At 70.7% G+C, this 22789-nt stretch carries 25 protein-coding genes; 11 read left to right on the forward strand and 14 right to left on the reverse strand.

Annotation, left to right across the window (positions count from 1 at the left end; translation table 11 throughout):
• Positions 1-171: 171 nt before the first annotated feature.
• Both V1227_RS08910 and V1227_RS08915 read left to right on the forward strand, forming a co-directional pair.
• Positions 172-660, forward strand: coding sequence for a DUF2243 domain-containing protein (locus tag V1227_RS08910; protein WP_329792031.1), 489 nt, complete (start codon positions 172-174; stop codon positions 658-660).
• On the forward strand, positions 657-1478 hold the full coding sequence (locus V1227_RS08915; protein ID WP_329792032.1) for a cytochrome c oxidase assembly protein: 822 nt from the start codon (positions 657-659) through the stop codon (positions 1476-1478). Before V1227_RS08910 ends, V1227_RS08915 begins: the two co-directional genes overlap by 4 nt.
• Before the next feature lie 39 nt (positions 1479-1517).
• On the opposite strand, the gene V1227_RS08920 is transcribed toward V1227_RS08915, so the two are convergent.
• The 3 genes from V1227_RS08920 to V1227_RS08930 form a co-directional block, all read right to left on the reverse strand.
• Positions 1518-1859: a J domain-containing protein gene (locus tag V1227_RS08920; RefSeq protein ID WP_329792033.1), complete on the reverse strand. Its 342-nt coding sequence runs from the start codon at positions 1857-1859 to the stop codon at positions 1518-1520.
• 126 nt (positions 1860-1985) lie between these two features.
• Positions 1986-2198 (reverse strand): hypothetical protein, encoded by a 213-nt coding sequence (locus tag V1227_RS08925; protein ID WP_329792034.1) that lies wholly within the window; start codon positions 2196-2198, stop codon positions 1986-1988.
• A 270-nt stretch (positions 2199-2468) separates the two neighbouring features.
• Complete coding sequence (locus tag V1227_RS08930) at positions 2469-2771, reverse strand: hypothetical protein (RefSeq protein WP_329792035.1); 303 nt, start codon at positions 2769-2771, stop codon at positions 2469-2471.
• A 136-nt stretch (positions 2772-2907) separates the two neighbouring features.
• Here V1227_RS08930 and V1227_RS08935 point away from each other — a divergent pair, with 136 nt between their 5' ends.
• Positions 2908-3225 (forward strand): MerR family transcriptional regulator, encoded by a 318-nt coding sequence (locus tag V1227_RS08935; protein ID WP_329792036.1) that lies wholly within the window; start codon positions 2908-2910, stop codon positions 3223-3225.
• Between the two features lie 98 nt (positions 3226-3323).
• On the opposite strand, the gene V1227_RS08940 is transcribed toward V1227_RS08935, so the two are convergent.
• The 3 genes from V1227_RS08940 to V1227_RS08950 form a co-directional block, all read right to left on the reverse strand.
• The gene (locus V1227_RS08940) at positions 3324-3974 is read right to left on the reverse strand and encodes a response regulator transcription factor (protein ID WP_329792037.1); all 651 of its coding nucleotides are present in this window, start codon (positions 3972-3974) and stop codon (positions 3324-3326) included.
• Positions 3971-5008, reverse strand: a complete 1038-nt coding sequence (locus V1227_RS08945) for a sensor histidine kinase (protein ID WP_329792038.1) — start codon at positions 5006-5008, stop codon at positions 3971-3973. Before V1227_RS08945 ends, V1227_RS08940 begins: the two co-directional genes overlap by 4 nt.
• 145 nt (positions 5009-5153) lie before the next feature.
• A complete protein-coding gene (locus V1227_RS08950) occupies positions 5154-6500 on the reverse strand; it encodes an alpha/beta fold hydrolase (protein ID WP_329792039.1) in 1347 nt (448 codons plus the stop codon).
• A gap of 278 nt (positions 6501-6778) precedes the next feature.
• On the opposite strand from V1227_RS08950, the gene V1227_RS08955 reads away from it, so the two are divergent.
• Complete coding sequence (locus tag V1227_RS08955) at positions 6779-7252, forward strand: allene oxide cyclase barrel-like domain-containing protein (protein WP_329792040.1); 474 nt, start codon at positions 6779-6781, stop codon at positions 7250-7252.
• On the opposite strand, the gene V1227_RS08960 is transcribed toward V1227_RS08955, so the two are convergent.
• From V1227_RS08960 to V1227_RS08970, 3 genes are all read right to left on the reverse strand, one after another.
• Positions 7236-8294: an ABC transporter substrate-binding protein gene (locus tag V1227_RS08960; protein WP_329792041.1), complete on the reverse strand. Its 1059-nt coding sequence runs from the start codon at positions 8292-8294 to the stop codon at positions 7236-7238. The genes V1227_RS08955 and V1227_RS08960 overlap by 17 nt on opposite strands.
• 179 nt (positions 8295-8473) lie before the next feature.
• Positions 8474-8704, reverse strand: coding sequence for a hypothetical protein (locus V1227_RS08965; protein ID WP_329792042.1), 231 nt, complete (start codon positions 8702-8704; stop codon positions 8474-8476).
• A gap of 257 nt (positions 8705-8961) precedes the next feature.
• Positions 8962-9579, reverse strand: a complete 618-nt coding sequence (locus tag V1227_RS08970; RefSeq protein ID WP_329792043.1) for a flavodoxin family protein — start codon at positions 9577-9579, stop codon at positions 8962-8964.
• Positions 9580-9742: 163 nt separating this feature from the next.
• Between V1227_RS08970 and V1227_RS08975 the strand changes: the two genes are divergently transcribed.
• On the forward strand, positions 9743-9919 hold the full coding sequence (locus V1227_RS08975) for a hypothetical protein (protein ID WP_329792044.1): 177 nt from the start codon (positions 9743-9745) through the stop codon (positions 9917-9919).
• Here V1227_RS08975 and V1227_RS08980 read toward each other — a convergent pair.
• Positions 9877-11157, reverse strand: coding sequence for an MFS transporter (locus V1227_RS08980; protein ID WP_329792045.1), 1281 nt, complete (start codon positions 11155-11157; stop codon positions 9877-9879). The genes V1227_RS08975 and V1227_RS08980 overlap by 43 nt on opposite strands.
• Positions 11158-11361: 204 nt before the next feature.
• Between V1227_RS08980 and pdxY the strand changes: the two genes are divergently transcribed.
• Positions 11362-12213, forward strand: coding sequence for a pyridoxal kinase PdxY (gene pdxY / locus V1227_RS08985; RefSeq protein WP_329792046.1), 852 nt, complete (start codon positions 11362-11364; stop codon positions 12211-12213).
• Between the two features lie 102 nt (positions 12214-12315).
• Here pdxY and V1227_RS08990 read toward each other — a convergent pair whose 3' ends face one another.
• From V1227_RS08990 to V1227_RS09005, 4 genes are all read right to left on the reverse strand, one after another.
• The gene (locus V1227_RS08990; RefSeq protein ID WP_329792047.1) at positions 12316-13593 is read right to left on the reverse strand and encodes a glycosyltransferase; all 1278 of its coding nucleotides are present in this window, start codon (positions 13591-13593) and stop codon (positions 12316-12318) included.
• Positions 13594-13671: 78 nt separating this feature from the next.
• Complete coding sequence (locus V1227_RS08995; RefSeq protein WP_329792048.1) at positions 13672-15096, reverse strand: cytochrome P450; 1425 nt, start codon at positions 15094-15096, stop codon at positions 13672-13674.
• 113 nt (positions 15097-15209) lie between these two features.
• Positions 15210-16337 carry an aminotransferase class I/II-fold pyridoxal phosphate-dependent enzyme gene (locus tag V1227_RS09000; protein WP_329792049.1) on the reverse strand — a complete coding sequence of 376 codons (1128 nt, stop codon included), beginning with the start codon at positions 16335-16337 and terminating at the stop codon, positions 15210-15212.
• Between the two features lie 473 nt (positions 16338-16810).
• On the reverse strand, positions 16811-17293 hold the full coding sequence (locus V1227_RS09005; RefSeq protein ID WP_329792050.1) for a DUF4396 domain-containing protein: 483 nt from the start codon (positions 17291-17293) through the stop codon (positions 16811-16813).
• A gap of 771 nt (positions 17294-18064) precedes the next feature.
• Between V1227_RS09005 and V1227_RS09010 the strand changes: the two genes are divergently transcribed.
• The 5 genes from V1227_RS09010 to V1227_RS09030 all read left to right on the forward strand — a co-directional run bounded on the left by V1227_RS09010 (position 18065) and on the right by V1227_RS09030 (position 22761).
• Positions 18065-18679: a DUF305 domain-containing protein gene (locus tag V1227_RS09010; RefSeq protein WP_329792051.1), complete on the forward strand. Its 615-nt coding sequence runs from the start codon at positions 18065-18067 to the stop codon at positions 18677-18679.
• A gap of 362 nt (positions 18680-19041) precedes the next feature.
• Positions 19042-19323: a metal-sensitive transcriptional regulator gene (locus V1227_RS09015; protein WP_319989906.1), complete on the forward strand. Its 282-nt coding sequence runs from the start codon at positions 19042-19044 to the stop codon at positions 19321-19323.
• A 33-nt stretch (positions 19324-19356) separates the two neighbouring features.
• Positions 19357-19566, forward strand: coding sequence for a heavy-metal-associated domain-containing protein (locus V1227_RS09020; protein ID WP_329792052.1), 210 nt, complete (start codon positions 19357-19359; stop codon positions 19564-19566).
• An 11-nt stretch (positions 19567-19577) separates the two neighbouring features.
• Complete coding sequence (locus tag V1227_RS09025) at positions 19578-20519, forward strand: hypothetical protein (RefSeq protein ID WP_329792053.1); 942 nt, start codon at positions 19578-19580, stop codon at positions 20517-20519.
• Positions 20503-22761, forward strand: a complete 2259-nt coding sequence (locus V1227_RS09030) for a heavy metal translocating P-type ATPase (RefSeq protein WP_329792054.1) — start codon at positions 20503-20505, stop codon at positions 22759-22761. Before V1227_RS09025 ends, V1227_RS09030 begins: the two co-directional genes overlap by 17 nt.
• Positions 22762-22789 lie beyond the last annotated feature (28 nt).

Consider the following 22789-nt stretch of genomic DNA (forward strand, 5'->3'; position numbering starts at 1 on the left):
TGCCGGAGGGCGCGACCGGCGTCCGCGCCGCCACCTACCTGGCCCGCAGGCCGCGATGCGGCCCGGCCGTCACACCGGTGCCGGCCCACCACCCGCCTGCGTGCCCACACCCGATAGCGCGAACGTCTCGGCACGACCCACCACATCACCGATCGGAGGACTGCGCGCCTGATGAGCGAATCCGAAGGGCGAGCCCTACCGCCCTCCGCACCGAAACCCGTGCTCCTGCCCAGGAGGTCGCTGGCTGTCTGCGCGTTGATCGGCGCGGCGCTGATGGCCGCGGTCGACGAGATCGTGTTCCACCAGATCCTGGCCTGGCACCACTTCTTCGACCGGTCCACCCCGGCGGTGGGGCTGGTGTCGGACGGGCTGCTGCACACCGCCGAGTTGCTGGGCTTGGTGGCCGGGTTCGTCCTGTACGCCGACCTGCGCCGTCGTCGCGCTCTCGCCCCGGCTCATGCTGTGGCCGGGCTGTTCCTCGGTCTGGGCGGCTTCCAGCTGTTCGACGGCATTGTCGACCACAAAGTGCTGCGCCTGCACCAGGTCCGCTATGGCGTGGACCTGCTGGTCTACGACCTGGTGTGGAACGGCGCGGCGCTGGCGCTGTTGGCCGTGGGCGCCGTCCTCGCCGTGCGGGCGCGTCGACAGGCCGGCTCGTGAGCAACCCTCATCTGCACCACGCGCCCGCTGCGGCGCCCACGGGACTGATCGGGATGGTCATCGCGGTGGTGGCCGTGCTGGCCGCGTCTGCGTATCTGGCAGGCAGCATCCGGCTGCGCCTGCGCGGTGATGCCTGGCCGGGATGGCGGGACGCCTGCTTCACCGCCGGGTGCGCCGTCCTGGCCTACGCGCTCCTCGGACCGCTGCCAGGAGGCCCGTTCACCGCCCACATGGCCCAGCACCTCGTGCTGGCCATGATCGCCCCTGTGCTGGTGGTACTGGCTCGCCCGCTGACGTTGCTGCTGCGGGTGCTTCCGACGCGACCCCGGCGCACGCTGCTGGCCGTGGCGCACTCGACTCCCGTGAGCGTGCTGGTCTTCCCCCCACTGGCGGCAGTGCTGGACGTCGGCGGTCTGTGGCTGCTCTACCGGACTCCCCTGTTCGCCGGCCTTCACCACCAGCCGCTGCTGCACGCCGCGGTTCACGTGCACGTCGTGGTCTCCGGGCTGCTGTTCACCTTCGCCGTGTGCCAACTGGACCCGGTCCGACGCCGCTGGAGCCTGGCCTGGCGCGCCACTGCCCTGCTCGGCGCCGGCGCCGCCCACGCCGTCCTCGCCAAAACTCTTTACGCGGCACCTCCGCCGGGCACCGCCTTCGCCACTGCCGACCTGCACACCGGCGCCCAGCTGATGTACTACGGCGGCGACCTGACCGAAATCGCCCTCGCCGCGATCATCGCCGTCCAGTGGTACGCCGCCAGCGGCCGAATCCGAACCCACCAGCAACGCCGGGGTGAGGTCAGCGCCGCGTTCCGGTGACCGCGACGAGCACGGGGCGGCTCGACTCCGGCGTGGCCGTCAGCGGCTCCGGTGGCTGCGAACGGGGCCCACGAGGATGTCCGGCCGATCACGGCGGGGATCCCGGACGCGGACCGGGATCGGGCTTCCGCCCTCCGGCGGGGTGTTGGCGGTGGACGGCGCGGGGTCACCGGTGGTGCGGCGGCAGACGTCGCGCAGTTGGGCGTGTGCGGCCACCACCTGGGCCAGCCGTGCCGGGTCTGCGGGCTCTGCGCGGGTATCCGGGTGGAGAGCGAGCAGAAGCGCTCGGTAGGCCGTGCGGATCTGCGCCGGGGTGGCATCGCGCGGGACGCCGAGTACGCGGTGCGGGTCGTGCGATGACGGGTTTCGGTGCGTCGGCATGGTCGGATCACTTCCGCGGCCGGGCGGGTGCGACGTGGTCGTCGCAGCGCGGCTCGTGCCGTTGTGGACAGTCGCCTGTGGAGGCCGCGTGGTGGGTGGCGTGCGAGCCGGGTTCCGGGCGGCGGCTCATGTCAGGCCTCCGGCGGGGTCCGGTTCGTCGTCGGGCGGAGGCACGACGCGGCGCTGGTCGGCGACATCGACGGGGTCGGCCTCGATCACCTCTCCCGGGGCTGCGATGTCGTCGGGATCGGGAACACCGTCGAGTGCGATCTCGTCGAGTTCCGGCCAGGCGGGACGCAGTTGGTCGGTCACGTCGTTCCACGGCTTGTCCAGGTCCATCACGAGTCCCCCTTTCGCGGTTGCCGTTCTGGCACAACCCGATGCCCGCCACGGCTTCCGGTGGCCGTGACGGGCGTGATCCAGGCTCAACTCGAAGGTCTGCGAAACGCGTCTCCGGCAAGGCTCGGCCCGTGGCGGTCGCTTTGATCGCGTCACGAGACGCAGACCGGTTGCCGCGTCGAGGCGGGAACCGGCGGGATGACGAGCGAACAGCCACGACGGATCGGCCGTGCCCTGCGCGCTATCACCTCCTGGACAGCGTTCGAGGTGTCACGTCGAGGGTCCGACCGCCGGGCGCGGAGGAGAGCGCTCCCGCGCGCCCACCTCGCGTGCGGTCCAGTCGCGGGCGCCGGATTCCCGGCCGGACGGTGTGGCCATCCGCATCGGTGGTGCCGGGTGGCGCGGCCGCTCGCGCGAATGCCTTCGAAGCGGCGGGACGGGTGACTCGAGGAAGTTCGCGGCCACGATCTCGTCGAACTCCGCCCGCACCCAGTCGAGGTCGGCGGCGACCACGTCCGCGAACACCGGCACGCCGCCGCGCTCGACGTGGGGAACCACGTTCTCGCCGCTCATCTCGATCACTCCCGGGCCACTGTCACCAGGTCATCGACCGACACTTTTCTTATAGCGCGCACTGCAGATTGTGTCAAGCAGTCGCTGAAGATAGTCTTGAGCAGCGAATTCACCCAGGTTCAAGGAGCCGCCCACGGTGCCCCTCGACGACCTCGACGACGTGGACCACCCGGCCTACACCACCGGCCAGGCCGCGGAGCTGCTCGGTGTTCAGCAAGCGTTCCTGCGCAGCCTGGACACCGCGGACCTGCTGCGGCCCCAACGCTCCGGCGGCGGACATCGCCGCTACAGCCGCCGTCAACTCGAACTGGCGGGCCGGATCCGCGTCTTGTTCGACGAGGGCCACACGCTCGCCGCGACGGCCCGCATCATCGGGTTGGAGGACGAGCTCGCCGCCGCCCAGAGCCAGATCGTCGAGCTGCGCAGGCAGCTGGGGCAGGTGTGCCGCCACTGACGCCACTGCACGACCGCGGTCAGGACGGATCGCGATCGGCGACACCTGCCTGAACTTCGTCACCGGCCCCGAGCCGGTGGGAAGGTCGACCGGCCTCGTCAGGAAGGGCTCAGGATGGCGTGCTCGTAGGCGTAGATCACCAGGTGCACGCGAGTGCGCAGGCCGAGTTTGGCGAGTACGCGAGCCACGTGGGTTTTGACCGTGCCTTCGCCGACGGTCAAGGCACGGGCGATCTCGGCGTTGCTGAGGCCTCGTGCCACGTGGCGAAGCACCTCCTGCTCGCGTGGGGTGAGCAGGTCCAGTCCGGTCGGTGCGGGGCGGGGCGCGAACTGCGCGAACCGGCGGATGGCGCGGCGGGTGACCTGCGGGTCCAGCAGCCCCTGCCCCCTCGACGCCGCGCGGACGGCCTCGACGAGCAGAGCCGGTTCGCTGTCCTTGAGCACGAAGCCCGCCGCGCCCGCCCGGAGCGCGCCGAACAGGTACTCGTCGACGTCGAACGTCGTCAGCGCGACCACCGCGGGCGCCGGGGTGACCGATTCGGTGATCCGGCGGATGGCCGCCACCCCGTCCATGCGCGGCATCCTCAGGTCGAGCACCACCACGTCCACGCCCAGCCGGCGGGCCTTGTCCACGGCTTCGGCGCCGTCCACGGCCTCGTCGACCACCTCGATGTCGGGTTCGGCGTCGAGGACCAGGCGCAGTGCCCACCTCGCGGGCTCTTGGTCGTCCGCGACCAGGGTGCGGATCACCGCTGCTCCCCCAGCGGGAGCCGGGCTTCGACGAGCCAGCCGCTGGGCCGGTTCGGCTCGATCCGCAAGGTTCCGCCGAGCAGCCGGGTCCGTTCCCGGATGCCGCGCAGCCCGGTGCCGTCGGTCGCCGGGCCGGGCGTGGTGGAACCGTTGTCCGCCACGGTGATCACGACGGCGTCCAGCGTGTGGTGCAGGCGCAGGTCCACCCTGGACGCGTCGGAGTGGCGCAGCGCGTTGGTGAGCGCCTCCTGCGCCAGCCGGTAACCGGCGTGGTCGACCAAGGGCGGCAGGGTGCCCGGCGCGGGGCCGTCCCTGGTGAGGGTCACGGTGCGGTTCGGCCCGGTCACGTGGTCCACGAGGGCGTCCAGGTCGGCCAGCGTGGTGCCGTGCGTGGGCAGTGCGGCCAGAACGTCGCGGACCTCGGTGAGCGCGGTGGCCGACACCTCGGCGATCGTCACCAGCGCCCGGTCGGCGACCGCGGGCAGGGAGCGGGCGACGTGCCGGACGGCGTTGGCCTGCATCCGGATCACGGTGAGGTGGTGGCCGACGGCGTCGTGCACCTCGCGGGCGATCCGGGCGTGCTCCTCGGCGATCACCCTGCGGGTCTCTTCCCGGTAGAGGCGTTCGGCCTGGTCGGCGCGGTCGCGGTGCATGCGCAACGCGGAACCGGCGGCAGCCGGCGCGATGCCGAGCAGGAGCAGGTCCGTCCACGTCGCGGCCGTCGGTGAGCGGACTCCCGCCGCGGCCAGGACGAGGAACCCCGCCGCGGCCAGGACGAACACCGTCCGCCGGGGACGGTGGTACGCGGCGGAACCGAACGCGGCCATGGCGGCCAGGCGGCCGGCCCAGTCCGGCACGGCGACGACGACCACGATCGCGGCGGATGCGAACGCCGTGGTCAGGGGAAAACGACGCCGTAGCAGCAGGGGTGACGCCACCGCGACCGACGCGGCGATCATGACGACCGGGTTCGCGGGGCGGTGTTCGACCAGCCCGAGCACCGACACGACGACCACGGCCGCGCCGGCGAACACCGCATCGCCTCCGACGGTGTCGCGAAGCCGCTCCGGGAACGCCCGCGTGCTCCGTGGAAACGACCACCACGAGCGCGGTCCCGCCGGACGGATGGCAGAACCGGGCATCCGGCGGTCGTCCATTCCCCAGTTGTACACGGCCGGGTCAGGCCGGTGAGCCGCACCGCGCGTCCGGCGCGGGCAGCTCCCCGGCCAGGAAGTAGCGGTGCACGTGGTCGCGGACGCAGGCGTTGCCGTTGAGGTAGAGCCCGTGGTTGCCGTCCACGGGCAGGTACGCGCCTCGCAGCTGGGCGGCGACCCGGCGGCCGTGCTCGGCGGGGGTCAGCGGGTCGTGTTCGCCGTTGGCCACCAGCACGTTCGGCATCGGGGACAACGCCGTCGGCGGGTTGAGTCCTTCTCCGGGCACACCCGAGCAGTGCCCGGAGACCCGCCACGGGACCGCCGCCCACCCCAGCCGGGGAGCGGCCGCCCGCAACCGGTCCTCCACCCGCTTCACGGCCGGGAAGTCGTCCGGCAAGGGGAAGTCCGCGCAGAACGCCGTCCGGGCGAGACCGACGTCGGACGGACCGGGCCGCGGTGTGATCGCCGTCGTGTCGCCGGCCGCCAGCTGCGCGAGTCCGGTGGCCAGCGCGGGCCAGCCCTTGTCGTTGCCGATCCTCGCCGCGGCCCACCTGAGGACCGCGGACACCTCCACACCGGGCGTGGACAGCACGCGGTCCCACACGGCGATCAGGTCCTCGCCGTGCAGTGCGCAACCGGCGTCAGCCGCGCACCACCGCGCCATCCGGTGGAGGTTGCCCTCCGCCGTGGCGGCACCGGCCCGAGCCCACTCGGCCGGGTCGCGCCGGGTGTGGTCCAGCACGCTGTCCAGGTACATCCGCCCGACCCGGTGGCCGAACAGGTCCGCGTACAACTGCCCGTACACCGTGCCGTAGGAGTTGCCGAAGTAGTTGAGCCGGCGCTCCCCCAGCGCGCGCCGGACGGCGTCCATGTCGTGCGCGACCTGGCGAGCGCTGAGGCGCCCGCGGTACGCGCCCATCGCCGCCGCGCAGTCCGCCGCGAACCGGCCGTTGGCGGCGGCGTACTCACGATGGGCGGACTCGGTCACCGGCGAGGACAGCGGTGCGGGATTCGGACTCGGACAGGCGACGCCCATGCCGCGCGGGTCGAACACCACGACGTCGAACCGCGCCGCGAGGTCCGCGAACTGGTCGCGGTAGCCCGGGAACGCGAAGTTGGGGATGGCCGACCCCGGGCCACCGGGGTTGAGCAGGAGGACACCGGCCTTCCGCTCCCGCGCCGGGATCTTCAGCAACGGCACGGCGATCCGGGTGTCACCGGAAGGACGGGTCCAGTCGGCGGGAACCAGGACTTCGCCGCACCGCAGCCCGTCGTGGCACTCCCGCCAGTGCAGACCCTCGGCAGCGGTGGCGGGCCCCACGCCTCCTGCGAGCACAGCGAGTGCGGTCAGGAGCGTCATCAGCGCTTTCATGCCCACGATTCGATCATCCGGATCACGCGAGCACGTCTGCCTTTCGACAGACATTCCGCTTCCCGACCACCGGCCCCGCACCGCGCGAAACACCTGCCGGACAGGCTCATTTCACCTGGACGTGTGGCTTGTCGGCGAAGCGGTGCCGCTGGGTGCGCGGACCGTGCCGAGTGGACAGCCGTTCGAGGACCGGTCGCTACCCCATCGATCGATGTGCCCTGTGGCGCAACGGGTCTAGCGTCGGCGAGGGGAATCCGGTCGGACGCGGAGGTGCGTGGATGAAGGTTCAACCGTGGCTCGTGGTGCTCGCCCTCGCCGGGACGCTCGTGGGCGCTGACCAGGTGGACCAGCGGCAGACGACGATCGAGCTGACTTCCAAGCGGACGCTCATGTCGGCGCCGGTGAACATCGCGGTGGGAGGCGGGTTCGTCAGCGGCGGTGAGCTGTCGGACGGGCAGGGCCGGGCCAAGGTGGGCAACGGCTTCTCCCACTGCGGCGTGCTGTCGGTGTCCGTGGCGGTGCCGCCCGCGGTGACGGCGCACTGCACCTCCACCTTCCGGCTCCAGGACGGGGAACTGCACCTGTCCGGCCTGCGTGACTACAGGTCGATCGCCGAAGGCTTCGAGAACACGACCATGGCCGTCATCGGCGGCACCGGCAAGTACTCCAACGCGCGCGGCGAGGCCAAGGTCACCCGCGTCACGGCCAGGGCTGACGTGGGCTACCGGTTCACCATCACGCTGGCGGACTGAGGAGCAGTGCACCGCCGACCGGCACGCCCGGGACGCGGCGGTTGTCCACGACGACCAGTTCCGGGCGCTGTCCGCCGCGCCACTGCCCACCCGCCAGCGCGATCTTCGCGACGCCGGGCGCGGGGCCGTCCGTCCAGTCCAGCGTTCCGGCGAGGGTGTCCAGCCTCAGGCCTGACAGCGCCTCGGCCGCCTCCGTGCGGGAGCGCGAGGCGGTGACGGCGTGGCAGACGACCTCGAGCGCGGCATGCGCCACGCCGAGCGGTTGCGTCCACGGCATGCCGGTCGCGTTCTCGTAGGCGGCTGCCAGTGCGCGCCCCGCGCCGTCCCCGTGCTCGGGCGTCCAGTAGACGATCGTGGCGATCCGGTCCAGCCCGGCGTGCGCGGCGACGCTGAACGGGTAGGTCAGCCAGCGCGAGCAGGTGACCAGCCGCGGACGGGCACGCCGGATGGCCGCGGCGAGGTCGGCGGCGGTCGCGGCCGAGGTCACCACCTCCACCTCCGCCAGGTCGGGCAGGTCGTCGCCGTGCTCGCGGTAGGGCAGGTCGACCAGCACGTGCCCGCGTGCTTCGGCCACCGGCCGGAACCACCGCCGCAGCGCGCGTCCCTGCGTGCCGTCGTTCCACAGGCAGCCCACCCGGCGTGCGGCGCCGAGGTGCTCCCACAGGTCGGTGAACACCTCGGCGATGTCGTCGACGCCCCAGCTGAAGTGGAACGCCCACCCCGGCCGGTGGTCGTCGCCGAACACCTCGGCGTCGAACACCTGCCACGGCAAGGTCGTCGACACGCACGGCACCTCCCGCTCGGTGCAGGCACGCGCGACCGCGGGCAGCGTCTCCGTGCCGCCCAGCGTCACCACCGCCCGCACGCCCGCGTCAGTCAGCGCCGACACCGCGGCGCGGGCACCCTGCGGCGTGGAGCAGCTGTCGTGGACCAGCACGTCCACCGGCCACGGCAGAGCGCCGGCGACGAAGTCCAGGGCCGCGCCCAGCGGCGCGAGCCTTCCGGTCCGCGCGAGGACGATTCCGATCAGTGGCTTGGGCACGTCCGGCACCGTAGCGACGGGCTGGTCGCCACGAATGAGTGATCACCCCGTCCGGACACGGCGCAGCACAGCCCACAAAGGACGTTCCGGTGATCACTGCGCCGTACCGGGCCTGTCGAGCCTCGGGTGGCGCCGGCGATCCGGCGGACCGGATCGCCGGCGGCTTCGCCGTGGCGGCGTCAGCCGTTCAAGCGCCGGGTCAGCAGTTGCTTGCCCTCGTCGGCGCCCTTGCGGCTCGCCTCCTGGGCGCGCCGGAAGAAGTCCGCCAGCTCGCCGTCGCCCGCACGCTCCGCGTCGGCGATGTAGGTCTCCAGCCGCAGCACGTTGCTCAGGCACGCCTCGACGAACCAGATGATGTTGTAGTCCTTGTCCGGCGTGCCCGTGACCTGACCGGTCTCGCTGCTGGACATCCGCTCCTCCTCCTGGTCGGGTTCTCTCCCGGCGTGGTACCCGCGCCTGGTCAGCCGACACGTCCGCTGTCGCCGGGACTACCCGGGCGGAGGCAGCCGTACGGGTTCGCCGCGCCGCCCGTTCACAACGCGGCGAGGGTGTCGCAACACAGCTGCGACTTCTTGCGTGGGCGTAGCACGAGCCGCGGAACCGCTGGGTACCGAGTCGGCGTGCAGCACCTCGTGCACCACTTCCCACTCGCCCGTGTGAACGGTCCTCACTGCACCGGTGGGTACTGGTCCTGCTTGAGCAGGCGCGCCAGGTGCGCGGCGTTGCTCGCCAGCTTCTTGTTGGTCGAGGCCACCGGGTCAGGCGTCTGCTCCAGCTCGATGTAGTCCTTCGGGGTCATCGCCTCGTTGTTCCAGTACGTGCCGCCGCTGGCCGGGATGGTGAACCCGACGTCGTTGAGGGCCTGGAAGCAGTCCGCGATGATCTTGTGCGCGCCGTCCTCGTTGCCGACCACCGCCACCACCGCGACCTTGCCGTAGGTCAGCAGGCGGCCCTCGTCGTCGGTCTCGGACAGCTCGGCGTCCAGCCGCTCCATCACCCGTTGCGCCACGCTGGACGGGTGACCGACCCAGGTGGGCGTGGCCAGCACCAGGATGTCGGCGGCCAGCACGCGTTCGCGGATCATCGGCCACTCGTCGCCCTCGCCCATGTCCTTCTGCACGCCGGGGCGCACGTCGTGGTCCACGACCCGGATCAGGTCCCCCGTCACACCGTGCGCGGCGAGCTCGTCCAGCACCTCGCGGGCGAGCTTGTCGGCGCTCGACGGCTCGGGTGAGGGCTTGAGGGAGCAGGTCAGCGCGAGCGCGGTCAACGTCGTGGGAGCCATGCACAGGGCCTACCCGCTCCACCCGGCCTCAACCACGTCCTCGGCGAGCACGGGGTTGGCCGCCGACGAACGCGACGGCCCGGATCGGGGGAAGCCCGCGTCGACCCCGGCGGCCCGGGTAGCCAGCACTTCGGATCGGCTGCGGACGGCAAGGAGGACGACAATGGAGGAAACGGACATCCAGGCTCTGCACAAGAAGGCCGAACTCCTGGGCGTGATCAACCACGACGACTTGGCACCGGACGATCTGCGCAAGGCCATCGAGGCACGCGAACACGGCGCCGACCCCCGTCAGGCTCAACAGCACGTCCAGGGCGACACCGCCGCCGACGAACCCTGACGCGACGCGGCCAGGGCACGGTTGTTCAGCGCGGGATAGAAGACCAGCGCCACCAGGATGAGGAAAACGCCGGCGACGACATAGGAGACCTGGACGCCGAACACACTGGCGAGAACACCGCCGAGTGCCGCACCAACCGGCCCTCCGATCATGACCACCAGTCTGCTCGACGAGAGCACCCTCCCCAGGAGTTCATCGGGCACGATCTGTTGGCGCAGTGTGCTCACTACGACTTTCTCCGCGGTCATCAGCGCGCCGGTCACCATCATCATCACGGCCGCGACCCACGCGTTGGCGACAAGTCCCAGAACCAGAATGGCCGCGCCCACGCCGGCTTTGCCCACGATCATCACCGTGCCGGGGCCGAAGCGCTTGCCGGCGGCCGCGGCGGCCAGTCCCCCGAGCGTCGCACCGACCGCGGTGGCCGTCAGCAACAGGCCGAAACCGAGGTCACGCAGTTCGAGGACGTCCTCGGCCAGCAGCGCGAGCATCGCGAACTGAGCGGTGGCGGCGACGTTGCCGAGGCAGGAAACCACGGCCAGCGCCCGCAGGGTCCGGTTCCCGAACAACCAGCGAACGCCCTCGACGATGTCGCTCCGGATTCTCTTGCGCGGAGCTCCGGACGTGTTCTCCGGCTTGGCGTTCGCCCGGATCGAGAAGATCAACAGGCCGCTGGCGGCGAACGAGAGAGCGTTGGCGGCGAACGGAAGGACGTTCCACACCGCGAACAGCGCGGAGCCGAGCGGAGGCCCTGCGAAGTCCTCACCGCCGCTGTCCGCCGCGACGATCCGCCCGTTCGCCGTCGCCAGGCTCCGCGGATCGCGGGAGACGAAGTCGGGAACGGCCGACTGGGCGGCGATGTCGAAGAAGACTTGACCGACGCCCAGCAGGAACGCCGCGAGCACCAGCCACAACAGGTCCACCTGCGCGGTCAGGACCAACACCGCGAGAGCGACCAAGACCACGAACCGGCCCAGGTCGGCCCACACCATCACCCGCCGGCGGTCCAGCCGGTCCACCACGACACCGGCGTGCAGCGACAGCAGCACCCAGGGGATCTCGGCGGCCATCACGACGAGGCTCAAGGCCATCGGGCTGCTGGTGCTCTGCAGGACCAGCAGGGGCAACGCGGCGGCGTGCATGCCGGTACCGATGGCCGACACGAGAGTGGCGCCGAAGAGCCGGTGGAAGCGACTGCCCAGCCGCACCTTGGCGTCGTCAGACCTCTTCGCCGGCACGTCGAGAATTCCTCCCGTCAGCACACCGGCAACAGACCATGACCTTCACCGTTCGTGGTCTGCTCGGGCGCCGGCAGCACACCTGCCGGGCACGGTACCGATGTCGTCGGCACCACTACGACCAGCGCGGGCGGTCCTGCGACACGACCACCGACGTGGTCCAGCGGTGTCACGACGTCAGGGTGTCCGTTCTAGGCTGGGCGGATGAAGGTTCTGTCCATCCAGTCGGTCGTCGCCCACGGCCACGTCGGCAACTCCGCCGCCGTGTTCCCGCTGCAGCGCCTCGGGGTCGAGGTCGTCCCGATCCCCACGGTGAACTTCTCCAACCACACCGGGTACGGCGCGTGGCGCGGTCCGCTCCTGCCGCCGTCGGACGTGGCCGAGATCCTGCTCGGGGTCGAGGAACGCGGCGTGTTCCCGCAGGTCGACGCCGTGCTGTCCGGCTACCAGGGCGGCACGGGCATCGCCGATGTGATCATCGACGCGGTGCGCAGGGTGAAGGCCGCGAACCCGGCGGCGCTCTACGCGTGCGACCCGGTGATGGGCAACGCCAAGTCCGGCTGCTTCGTCGCGCCCGAGATCCCCGTGCTGCTGCGCGACCGGGTCGTGCCGGTGGCCGACATCATCACCCCGAACCAGTTCGAGCTGGGCTTCCTCACCGGCACCGAGCCGGCGAGCGTCGAGGAGACGCTGGCGTCGGCCGACCTCGCCCGCGCGATGGGTCCGTCGACCGTGCTGGTCACGAGCGTCGAGCGGCCCGACCGGGAGGAGGGCACGATCGAGATGCTCGTCGTGGACACCGCCGGGTCGTGGCTCGTGAGCACCCCGCACCTGCCGTTCAAGGCGAACGGGTCCGGCGACGTCACGGCCGCGCTGTTCACCGCCCACTACGTGCGAACGAAGGACGCGGCGCTGGCGCTGGAGCGCACCGCGTCGAGCGTCTTCGACCTGATCGACCTGACCTACCGCTCCGGTGAGCGCGAGCTGCGGCTGGTGCAGGCCCAGGAGTTCTACGCGACGCCGCGGATGCAGTTCAAGGCCGAGCAGGTGCGCTGAGCCCGAGTCGCGCGGTCGCCACCCCGTGCGGGTCGGTGCCCGGTCACGAGACCGACAGCACCGGGGTGGCGGCCGACGAACGCGTTGTCGACCAGCGCGCCGTCAGTTGCGCACGGCCGACTGGATTCCCAGCTCCGCGGCCCAGCGCTCGACGACGTCCGTGGCGGCCGTCTGCACGGTGTTCGCCGAGACCCGTGCGCCGAGCTCCTTCGCCTGGGCGGTGCGTTCCAGCGCCGCGTCCACGGCGGCACCGAGCCGGTCCAGGGTGATCTTGTGGAACGGCAGGCGCACGCCGGCACCGAGCTTCTCGATGCGCCACGCCCAGTAGGCCTGGTCGGCGAGCACTCCGGCGATGACGGAAGGCAGACCGGCGCGGAGGACGGACGCGGTCGTTCCCGACCCGCCGTGGTGCACGGCGGCCCGGCACCGCGGCAGCACCGCGTCGAAGTCGACGTTGTTCGTGAGGTACAGGTGGTCCGGCAGCTCGGCGCCGTCGGCACCGAAATCGCTCCAGCCGGCGCAGATCAGCCCTCGCAGGCCGCGCTCCCGCGTCAGCCGGGCGATGTCGCGCAGCATGGCCGGGGGGTCGGCCACCGGCGTCGAGCCGAAGCCGAAGAAGACGGGTGCGCTGCCGGCGTCCAGCCAGGCGTCCAGGTCGGCCGGCACCTCTTCGCCGAGGCGGGCCCGCAGGTCGGCGGACAGCGCCTGCCACCCGACGATCTCGTGCCGCGGGTGCCATTCCGCCGGCCTCGGCGCGACGGCCTCGCTGTACATCGCCACCGAAGGGATCAGCTCCACGCGCGGGGCACGCTGGAACCTCGCGATGCCGAGCACGTCGCACATCTCGTCGATGTTCGGCTTGCTCTCCTGCCAAAACGCCATGTCCAGCAAGCGCCAGCTGGCCAGGTTCAGCCAGCGCAGTCGCAGGTCGTGGACGGGCGAGAGGAAGCTCGCGTGGTTCCCCGCGTCGAGGACCGGGTACGGGCTGGACGTGCGGTGCGGCACACCGAGCGCCTTCGCGAGGCACTCGCCGCGGTACACGGTCGTGATCGTCGAGATCACCAGGTCGGCGCCTTCGGCCGCGGTGACGCACGCGTCGATGATCGAGCGGTTCGCCGCGCGCTCTTCCAGGGTCATCGCCTTCAGGAACGCGAGGACCTTGCCTTGTGCCATGTGGTTCCGCGCCGCCTCGGAGGTCAGGAGCGCGTTCATGTCCGGCTTCATCGGGACGACGTCGATGCCGGCACGTGCGACCCACGCCGCGAGGTTCTCGTTCACCGTCATCACCACCGAGTGCCCCCGGCGCCGCAGTTCGTCGCCGAGCGCCACCATCGGCTGGATGTCTCCCCGCGAACCGTGCGCGAGCATCGCCACTCTCATTGGAACTTCCTTCGCAGTGGTCTGTGAACTCCTGTGCGGAAGCGCCGGATCCTCGGCCTTCCGTCCACACCGGACGTGTCAGGTGATGCGGTCGAGGTGCACGGGGAGACCGCCGGTCGGAGACGGGGTGTTCGACCAGTCCCACCGCGCTCGGTAGCCCTCCGGCAGCCGCCACCGGTGACGCAGCAACAACTCGTGCAGGATCGTCTTGACCTCCAGGAAGCCCAGCACCATCCCGATGCACTTGTGCGCACCGCCGCCGAAGGGCACCCATGCGAACCGGTGCGCCTGGTCCTCCCGGCGCGGTTCGGCGAACCGGTCCGGGTCGAACGCGTCGGGGTCGCGCCAGTACGCCGGGTCGTAGTGGTTGGCGGCGGGCATGACGACCGTGGTGGTGCCGGCCGGCAGGTGGTAGCCCGTGAGGTCGACGTCGCGGACAGTCCTGCGCACGAAGGTGGGCACGGGCGCGACCAGGCGCAGCGACTCCTTCACCACCAGGTCGAGCGTGGTCAGCCGGTCGAGACCGTCGATGTCGGGTGCCGGCCCCAGGGCGGCGGACTCGGCACGGGCCCGTTCCTGCCACTCCGGCTGGCGAGCCAGGTGGTACATCGCCGCCGTCGCCGTGGTGGCCGAGGTGTCGAGCGCGGCCACCATCAGGAAGATCATGTGGTCGACGATCTCGGTGTCGGTGAACCGCTGGCCGTCCTCGTCCCGTGCGGAGGCCAGCACCGAGAACAGATCGCCGCCGGCGCTGTGCCGTCTGGCGGGCAGGTCGGCCTTGAAGTACTCCTCGAGCATCCTCCTGCCCCGCAGCCCTGCCTGCCACTTGCCGCCCGGCACGGGAAACCGCGCCAGTGCGGTGGTGCCGTCGACCGCGGCCTTGAACGCCCGCATCACCGGCTCGTTCGTGCCGAGGGCGCGCGCCATGAACACCTGCGAGCCGATGTCCATGGTGAGCCGGGCCATCAGCGGGTGGACGGCGAGCCGGGCCGGCAGGTCGTCGAGCACCTCGCGGACGACCTGGCCGGCGACCTCCGCGTAGGCGGCGAGCCGGGGCCGGGTGAAGGCCTGCTGCATGATCCGCCGGTGCTGCAGGTGTTCGTCGTCGAGCATCAGCAGGCCGCGCCGGAAGAACGGGTCGAAGAACAGGTTCCACCCGGACTGCGAGAAGGCCTTGTCCTTGTTGGTGAGCACGGCCTGGGTGGCGTCGGCGCCCCCCACCACCGCCATCTTGACGCCGAACGCCTTCATCCACGACACCGGTCCGTACCGCGTCACCCTGGCGCGTTCGAACCGCGGGCCGTACCGCATCCACGCGAGCCCGTGACCGACCAGGGGAAGACCGGGGTCGCCGGGCACGGCCCGCAGGCCCGAGCCCGGCGGCGGCGCGGCCAGGTGCTCGGTCCGCGCGGCGCCGCCGCGCAGCACCCGCGACTCCAGCCAGCGCGGCACCGGCGCCGTGCTGATCGACAAGCGGCGCGTCTGCTGTTCGTGAACCGTCATGCCGGTTCTCTTTCCTGTCGCAAGTCGGGTATCAGTGCGTGAGGCGAGGACGGGCGGCAACGCGCCTCGTGGCCGTCCACCGCCGCGGACGGCTCAGCTCCGCCGAACCTGCGTCAAGAGATCACCCGCAACGCACGGCCCACCTTCTCGAACGCCTCCAACGTGCGCTCCAGGTGCTCGGGGGTGTGCGCGGTGTTGAAACTGGTGCGGATGATGCTCCGCCCCCTGGCGACGGCCGGGGGGATGGCCGGGGTGGCGAAGACCTTCTCGTCCCACAACCCGCGCCAGAACTGGAGAGCGGTGCCCTCGTCCCCGACCAGCACGGGGATGATCGGGCTGTTGGAACCGAGCAGGTCGAAGCCCAGGCCCAGGAGGTTCCGGCGCATGAAGTCGACCTTGGCCCACATCTGCTCGCGGTGCTCGGGCTCGGAGCGGATGATGCGCAACGCCGCGAGGCTGGCGGCGATGTTCGGAGCGGGTAGAGCGGTGCTGAAGATGAGCAGCCGTGCGGTGTGCTTGACGTGGTCGATGACGTCGGCCGTGCCCGCCAGGAACCCGCCGACGGACGCAAGCGCCTTCGAGAACGTGCCCGCCACGACGTCGACGTCGTCAGCCAGGTCGAAGTGGACGTGCGACCCTTCGCCGTGCGGCCCGAGCACGCCGGTCGCGTGCGCGTCGTCGCACACCACTCGCGCGCCGTACCGCCTGGCGACGTCCACGACTTCGGGGATCGCCCCGATGTGGCCGGACATCGAGAAAACGCCTTCGGTGTAGATCACGCGTCCACCCGGCAGGCCTTCGTCCTCTTTGAGGAGCCGCTCGAGGTCGGCGGCGTCGTTGTGCTCGAAGCGCCGCGGGCGGTTCGCCATCAGCCGCGAGCCGTCGATCATGCTCGCGTGGTTCTCGTTGTCGAAGTACAGGATGTTGCGGCGTCCGCCCAGCGTCGACACGGCCGAGGCGGTCGAGAGGAAGCCGGCGCTGAAGATCAGTGCGGATTCCTTTCCGAGGAAGTCCGCCAGTTCGGCCTCGAGGGTCTCGTGGAGCTCGAGGGTGCCGGTCAGGAACCGCGATCCCGAACAGGACATGCCGAAGTCGTCCACCGCGTCACGCGCGGCCTTGCGCACCCGTTCGTCCTGCGTCAGGCCCAGGTAGTCGTTGGAACCGGTGAGGACGTACTGCTCGCCGTCCACCACCACGGTGCCGCCGTTGTGCCGGGCCATGGCCTTGAAGAACGGGTACATCCCCACTGCGCGTGCCTGGTCCGCCCGACTCGGGGCCCGCAGATCGGCGAAAGCGTCCACAACGGGTTCACGAAGGAGGCTCGAGGTGCCTCCGATGATGCCAGTCTCGCCCATGGCCGAACACTCCTGGTTCGTTGCTCCGCGAAAAGTCCCGCACGGCTGATGAAACAGACGTTATTGCACGGCGCACCACATTCCGCCCATTGCTCAGTAATCGCATAGCTGAAAAGGCGTTTCCTTGTCGGCAGGAATCGCGGATGCTCGAGACATCCGCCGCATTCGAACGCAAAGGCCGAGAACGTGCATTTGCCGAGTTTTTCGGATGCTCCGCCGGCGAGACCGGACCGCGGCACGTGCGGAGCTGAGCGGTAGTCGCCGTCCGGGCGCACCAGGGCGAGCCAGCCGAGGCCCTACCCCGCAGAACGAAGATTCGGACGAGCGGTGGCCGCGAGCGTCTCGCGGCCACCGCTCACTCAGTGGTGGTGACCCTCGTGGCCACCGCCGTGGTACTGGTGCACCACGGCATGCCCCTTGCCGCGCGAGATCAGCCAGCGGTTGACCGGAACGGTGACCACGAACGCCACCGCGAGCGCGAACGCCAGGCTCCCCCAGAACAACCAGCTGGCCAGGCCGGCCTCCATCGCACCGGGCACGATCAGCATCACGCCGTTGTCGACGACCTCCATCACGGCGATCGACACGGTGTCGGCGGCGAGCGCCACACCGATCGCGGCGCGCAGCGGGAGACCGGACCTGAGCACCGGACGGATCGTCAACGCGTACCCGAAGACGAACGCGAGCGCCACGGCGAGGGCGATCGTCGCCAGGTTCGACCAGCCCAGCGCGGTGCCGATGACCATGCCGAGGACCTCACCGATGGCGCAGCCCGTGAGGCAGTGCAGCGTCGCCGAGACGGCCAGCTTCGTCAGACCCGTTTGCCCACCGGTGTGGTTCATCGCCTGCTCCTCGTCTTCCGACCTTGATACCCCAGTGGGGTATGTTGGCGGCCAAGTTACGCTCATACCCCCCGGGGGTGTCAAGCCTTCTTCGCGGAGCGGCAGGACCGAAGACGGAATGTCCAGGAAGACGAGCGGCCACCGTCCACTGGCGGCGTCAGCCATCACGGCGGCCCGTGCCGCACCGGCCGTGTTGTTGGTCGAGGGACCTGCGTGGCCCGAATCAGGGACCTACTACCCTGGATAGGATTTGAGGCCGGTCGATCTGCTCCTCTTTGAACCAGATCACGCAGCGACCCGTAGACACCGTTGATGCGGCCTACTAGGTAGGGTAGTTGCATGGCTCCAGAGACGCACGGCAGGACGATCCAATGGATCCTGCTGTGCGCGCTGTTCCTCGGGGTGGTCGGCATGCATCACGTCAATGTGAGCAACGACGCGCCAGCCGCACACGGAACCGTGTCCACGAGCACACACGGTGCACACCATTCCGGAGATCCCGCGCCGGAGCCAGCACACGACATGCTCCACCTGTGCGTTGCCGTACTCACCGCGGTCGCGTCGTTGCTCCTGTTCGCATGGCCGCTGCTGCTGACCAAGAGGCGCCTTGTTCCCGTACGCCTCCAGGCGACGGGTGTCCGGCCTCGCGCCCCGGAACGACCGCCGAGAGGCGGTCGCGACCTGCTCGGCTCCCTCTGCGTGCTGAGGCTGTGATCAGTCCGGACTCCGGAGACAGATCACACATTTCCCAGCACAGGAGGAAGAAGCTCGATGAGGAAGTCTCTGATCAGATTCGGCGTCGCGGGCGTCGCTGTTCTCACGCTCGTCACCGGGTGCAGCAGCGGCGGCAACGACATGGGTGGCATGCAGCACGACTCGGCGAGCGCGCCGGCTCCGGCCCCCGGCCGGCAGGCGGCGGACCACAACGACCACGACGTGCGGTTCGCCCAGGAGATGATCGTCCACCACCGGCAGGCGGTGGAGATGGCCAAGATGGTGCCGGGCAGGAGCACGAACGCGAAGGTCCTCGACCTCGCCAAGCGCATCGAGGGCGCGCAGGACCCGGAGATCAGGACCATGACCGGGTGGCTCTCGAAGTGGGGCGCGGCCCCGGCTGCGTCGTCGATGCCCGGGATGGACCACGGTTCGATGGACCACGGCACCGGCATGATGACCGCAGAGGAGATGGCCGGGCTCGGCCGGGCCGCGGGTGCCGGGTTCGACCACATGTGGACGGAAATGATGATCAAGCACCACCAGGGTGCGATCGAGATGTCCACAACCCACCTCGACAAGGGCAGCAACGCCGAGAGCAAGAAGCTCGCGCAGGACATCATCACCGCCCAGCAGGCGGAGATCACCGAGATGCAGGGGCTGCTGAAGTAGGACCACCCCGTCACACGACGTCCGGGCCGGGTGAACACCAGTTCACCCGGCCCGGACGTGCTTCTCACCGAGTTCGAGGGGGTGCCTCGGCGAGGTCGTGGCCGACACGGGGGAAGTCGGCCTGAACCTACTATAGCGAATAGTATGTGGACCTACCGCGCAGGCCGCATTCTCCCTGAGCGACAACGAACCCGGTGCCCACGACGCCGCGGTGAGCCAGGTCACGACAGATACCCCTACCCCGTACCGCTAGCAGGCCTTGCACACCCATACCCCCCTTAGGTATGTTTGCCGCAAGCGCCCGTCGTTCCCCCGGTCAGTTGCGACCGGCCGCGCGACGGACCGATCGACAGGAGCGGCACATGCACGGCTACACGGACAACAAGGAAGCCCACCTCCGCCGCCTGAAGCGCATCGAGGGTCAGGTGCGCGGCCTGCAACGGATGATCGAGAACGACGATTACTGCATCGACGTCCTCACTCAGATCTCCGCCGCGACGCGCGCACTCCAAGCCGTCTCGCTCGGGCTGCTCGACGAGCACCTGAAGCACTGCGTCAGCGAGGCGATCACCGAGGGCGGTGCCAAGGCGGACGAGAAGATCGCCGAGGCCAGCAACGCCATCGCCCGCCTCGTCCGCTCCTGATTTCCCAGTCCCATCAGCAACGAGGAGTTCCCCATGGCCGAGACCAGCTACACCGTCACCGGCATGACCTGCGGACACTGCGTCAGCTCGGTCACCGAGGAGATCGGCCGGATCGGCGGCGTGCGGAAGGTCGACGTCGAGCTGGACAGCGGCAGGGTCACCGTCACCAGCGACCAGCCGGTCGCCGAGGACGACGTCCGCGCCGCTGTCACCGAGGCCGGCTACACGCTCGTCGCGAGCTGAGAGGGTCCGAGATGAACACCGCCACGAAGGTGAGCGCCTACGCGGGCGTGCTGGCGATCGTCTTCGGCGGCGCCTGGACGGCCGGCGCCGCGGCCGGTCCGTCCGGTGGCGACACCGCCCCGGCCGCGATGGACCACGGCGCCGCGCAGTCCCCCGCCGGCACCGACGGCGACGAGCTGCCGCCCGGTCTGTCCGCCGCGGACAACGGCTACGTGCTGAAGCCGTTGCGCACCAGCGCGAACGCCGGCGAGCAACAGACCTTCCAGTTCAGCATCGGCACCGCCGACGGCGGCACGGTGACGGAGTTCGACGTGGAGCACGAGAAGCGGCTGCACCTCGTGCTGGTGCGCCGGGACGGTTCCGGGTTCCAGCACGTGCACCCCGCGATGGCCGCGGACGGCACGTGGTCGGTGCCGCTGACCCTGCCCGCCGCCGGCAGCTACCGGGTCTTCGCCGACTTCAAGCCGGAGAACGGCACCAAGACCACGCTCGGCACGGACATCCAGGTGTCCGGCGCCTACGAGCCGAAGCAGTACGAGACGGACTCGCGGGAGTTCACGGTGGACGGCTACACGGTCCGCCTCGACGGCGATCTGAAACCCGGTGCGGAGTCCACGGTGACCACGACGGTGACCAGGGACGGCAAGCCGGTGACCGACCTGCAGCCCTACCTGGGCGCCCATGGCCACCTGGTCGCGCTCCGGTCCGCCGACCTCGCCTACCTGCACGTTCATCCGGTGGAGGCACCCGGTGCCGGCCCCGAGGTGAAGTTCGCGGTCGAGGTCCCGACGTCCGGCGGGTACCGCCTCTTCCTGGACTTCCAGCACGGGGGTCAGGTCCGCACCGCGGAGTTCACCCTCGCCACCACGGGCACGGCCGCATCGCAACCGCAGACGCAGCCCACCAGCACGACCACACCCAAGGAGGAGGACGGCCATGGCCACGGCGGCTGACGTCCGCACGAGTCAGATCGAACTCTCGATCGGCGGGATGACCTGCGCCTCCTGCGCCGCGCGGATCGAGCGCAAGCTGAACAAGCTCGACGGCGTGCGGGCCAGCGTCAACTACGCCACCGAGAAGGCCAGGGTCAGCTTCCCGGAGTCCTTCACCGCCGAAGAGCTGGTGAAGGTCGTCGAGAACACCGGCTACACCGCCGAGCTGCCCGCTCCCCCGCGTGCCGCCGAGAGCACGGAGGAGGCGCAGGAGGACCCCACCCGCACGCTGCGGCAGCGGTTGATCACGTCGATCGTGCTCACCGTGCCGGTCATCGCGCTCGCCATGATCCCGGCGCTGCAGTTCACCCACTGGCAGTGGCTGTCGCTCACGCTCGCCGCTCCCGTCGTGGTGTGGGCCGCCTGGCCGTTCCACAAGGCCGCGTGGACCAACGCGCGCCACGGCGCCGCGACGATGGACACGTTGATCTCCATCGGCGTCGCCGCCGCGTTCCTGTGGTCGCTGTACGCGCTGTTCCTCGGCACCGCGGGCACGCCCGGCATGACGCACGCCTTCGAGCTCACCGTCCAGCGGATGTCCGGCGCGGGCAACATCTACCTCGAGGTCGCCGCGGGCGTCACCACGTTCATCCTCGCGGGCCGCTACTTCGAGGCGCGGTCGAAGCGCCGTGCCGGGGCCGCGCTCCGGGCGCTGCTCGAGCTCGGCGCCAAGGAAGTCGCGGTGTTGCGGGACGGACGCGAGCAGCGGATCGGTGTCGACGACCTGAGGGTCGGCGACCGGTTCGTGGTGCGGCCGGGCGAGAAGGTCGCCACCGACGGCGTGATCGTGGAGGGCAGCTCGGCGATCGACGCGAGCATGCTCACCGGCGAGTCGGTGCCCGTCGAGGTCAGGACCGGTGACACCGTCGTGGGCGCCACGGTCAACGCCGGTGGCCGGCTGGTCGTGCGCGCCACCCGCATCGGCGCGGACACGCAGCTCGCGCAGATGGCGAAGCTCGTCGAGGACGCCCAGAGCGGCAAGGCGGAGATCCAGCGCCTCGCCGACCGGGTCTCCGCGGTGTTCGTGCCGATCGTGATCGCGCTGGCCGTCGGAACGCTCGCGTTCTGGCTCGGTGCGGGGTCGGGCGCCTCGGCGGCCTTCACCGCCGCGGTGGCCGTGCTGATCATCGCGTGCCCGTGCGCGCTCGGCCTGGCGACGCCCACCGCGTTGCTGGTCGGCACCGGGCGCGGCGCGCAGCTGGGCATCCTGATCAAGGGACCGGAGGTGCTGGAGTCCACTCGCCGGGTCGACACCGTCGTGCTCGACAAGACCGGCACCGTCACCTCCGGGCAGATGAGCCTCGTCGAGGTCCACGCCGCCGACGGCGTGACCGGGGACGAGGTGCTGCGCCTGGCCGGCGCGCTGGAGCACGCCTCCGAGCACCCGATCGCGAAGGCGATCGCCACGGGTGCCACCGACCGCGTGGGCGACCTGCCGGCGGTGGAGGACTTCCGGAACCTGGAGGGCCTCGGCGTCCAGGGCGTCGTCGACGAGCACGCCGTGCTGGTCGGCCGCGAGCGCCTGCTCCAGGAGTGGAGCGTCGGGCTGAGCGAGGAGCTCACCGCCGCCAAGGAGGAGGCGGAGGACAAGGGTCGTACCGCCGTGGTGGTGGCGTGGGACGGCGAAGCGCGAGGCGTGCTGGTCGTGGCCGACACGGTCAAACCCACCTCGGCCGAGGCGATCGCGGGGCTGCGCGGCCTCGGACTGCGGCCGGTGCTGCTGACCGGGGACAACGAGGCGGTCGCCCGGGCCGTCGCCGCCGAGGTCGGCATCGACGAGGTCATCGCCGAGGTGCTGCCCGAGGACAAGGTCGACGTGGTCAAGCGCCTGCAGTCCGAGGGCCGCGTGGTCGCGATGGTCGGTGACGGCGTGAACGACGCCGCCGCGCTCGCCCAGGCCGATCTCGGCCTCGCCATGGGCACTGGCACCGACGTCGCGATCGAGGCCAGCGACCTCACGCTCGTCCGGGGCGATCTGCGCGCCGCGGTCGACGCGATCCGGTTGTCGCGCCGCACGTTCAGCACGATCAAGGGCAACCTGTTCTGGGCGTTCGCCTACAACGTGGCCGCCCTGCCGCTGGCGGCGCTCGGCCTGCTCAACCCGATGATCGCGGGCGCCGCGATGGCGTTCTCGTCCGCCTTCGTGGTGGGCAACAGCCTGAGACTGCGGGGCTTCCGCAGCGCGAACAAGCAGACCGTCTGATTCGTGGCCCGGCTCGCCACCGTGCGAG

Origin of the sequence: Lentzea sp. DG1S-22, from assembly GCF_036321065.1 — a bacterium.
In the GTDB taxonomy this organism is placed as follows: Bacteria; Actinomycetota; Actinomycetes; order Mycobacteriales; family Pseudonocardiaceae; genus Lentzea; species Lentzea jiangxiensis.

Coding starts and splice junctions, on each gene's coding strand:
- V1227_RS08910 (WP_329792031.1), top strand. CDS start 172: ATGAGCGAATCCGAAGGGCGAGCCCTACCGCCCTCCGCACCGAAACCC.
- V1227_RS08920 (WP_329792033.1), bottom strand. CDS start 1,859: ATGCCGACGCACCGAAACCCGTCATCGCACGACCCGCACCGCGTACTC.
- V1227_RS08925 (WP_329792034.1), bottom strand. CDS start 2,198: ATGGACCTGGACAAGCCGTGGAACGACGTGACCGACCAACTGCGTCCC.
- V1227_RS08930 (WP_329792035.1), bottom strand. CDS start 2,771: ATGAGCGGCGAGAACGTGGTTCCCCACGTCGAGCGCGGCGGCGTGCCG.
- V1227_RS08950 (WP_329792039.1), bottom strand. CDS start 6,500: ATGAAAGCGCTGATGACGCTCCTGACCGCACTCGCTGTGCTCGCAGGA.
- V1227_RS08955 (WP_329792040.1), top strand. CDS start 6,779: ATGAAGGTTCAACCGTGGCTCGTGGTGCTCGCCCTCGCCGGGACGCTC.
- V1227_RS08965 (WP_329792042.1), bottom strand. CDS start 8,704: ATGTCCAGCAGCGAGACCGGTCAGGTCACGGGCACGCCGGACAAGGAC.
- V1227_RS08970 (WP_329792043.1), bottom strand. CDS start 9,579: ATGGCTCCCACGACGTTGACCGCGCTCGCGCTGACCTGCTCCCTCAAG.
- V1227_RS08975 (WP_329792044.1), top strand. CDS start 9,743: ATGGAGGAAACGGACATCCAGGCTCTGCACAAGAAGGCCGAACTCCTG.
- pdxY (WP_329792046.1), top strand. CDS start 11,362: ATGAAGGTTCTGTCCATCCAGTCGGTCGTCGCCCACGGCCACGTCGGC.
- V1227_RS08990 (WP_329792047.1), bottom strand. CDS start 13,593: ATGAGAGTGGCGATGCTCGCGCACGGTTCGCGGGGAGACATCCAGCCG.
- V1227_RS08995 (WP_329792048.1), bottom strand. CDS start 15,096: ATGACGGTTCACGAACAGCAGACGCGCCGCTTGTCGATCAGCACGGCG.
- V1227_RS09000 (WP_329792049.1), bottom strand. CDS start 16,337: ATGTACCCGTTCTTCAAGGCCATGGCCCGGCACAACGGCGGCACCGTG.
- V1227_RS09005 (WP_329792050.1), bottom strand. CDS start 17,293: ATGAACCACACCGGTGGGCAAACGGGTCTGACGAAGCTGGCCGTCTCG.
- V1227_RS09010 (WP_329792051.1), top strand. CDS start 18,065: ATGAGGAAGTCTCTGATCAGATTCGGCGTCGCGGGCGTCGCTGTTCTC.
- V1227_RS09015 (WP_319989906.1), top strand. CDS start 19,042: ATGCACGGCTACACGGACAACAAGGAAGCCCACCTCCGCCGCCTGAAG.
- V1227_RS09020 (WP_329792052.1), top strand. CDS start 19,357: ATGGCCGAGACCAGCTACACCGTCACCGGCATGACCTGCGGACACTGC.
- V1227_RS09025 (WP_329792053.1), top strand. CDS start 19,578: ATGAACACCGCCACGAAGGTGAGCGCCTACGCGGGCGTGCTGGCGATC.
- V1227_RS09030 (WP_329792054.1), top strand. CDS start 20,503: ATGGCCACGGCGGCTGACGTCCGCACGAGTCAGATCGAACTCTCGATC.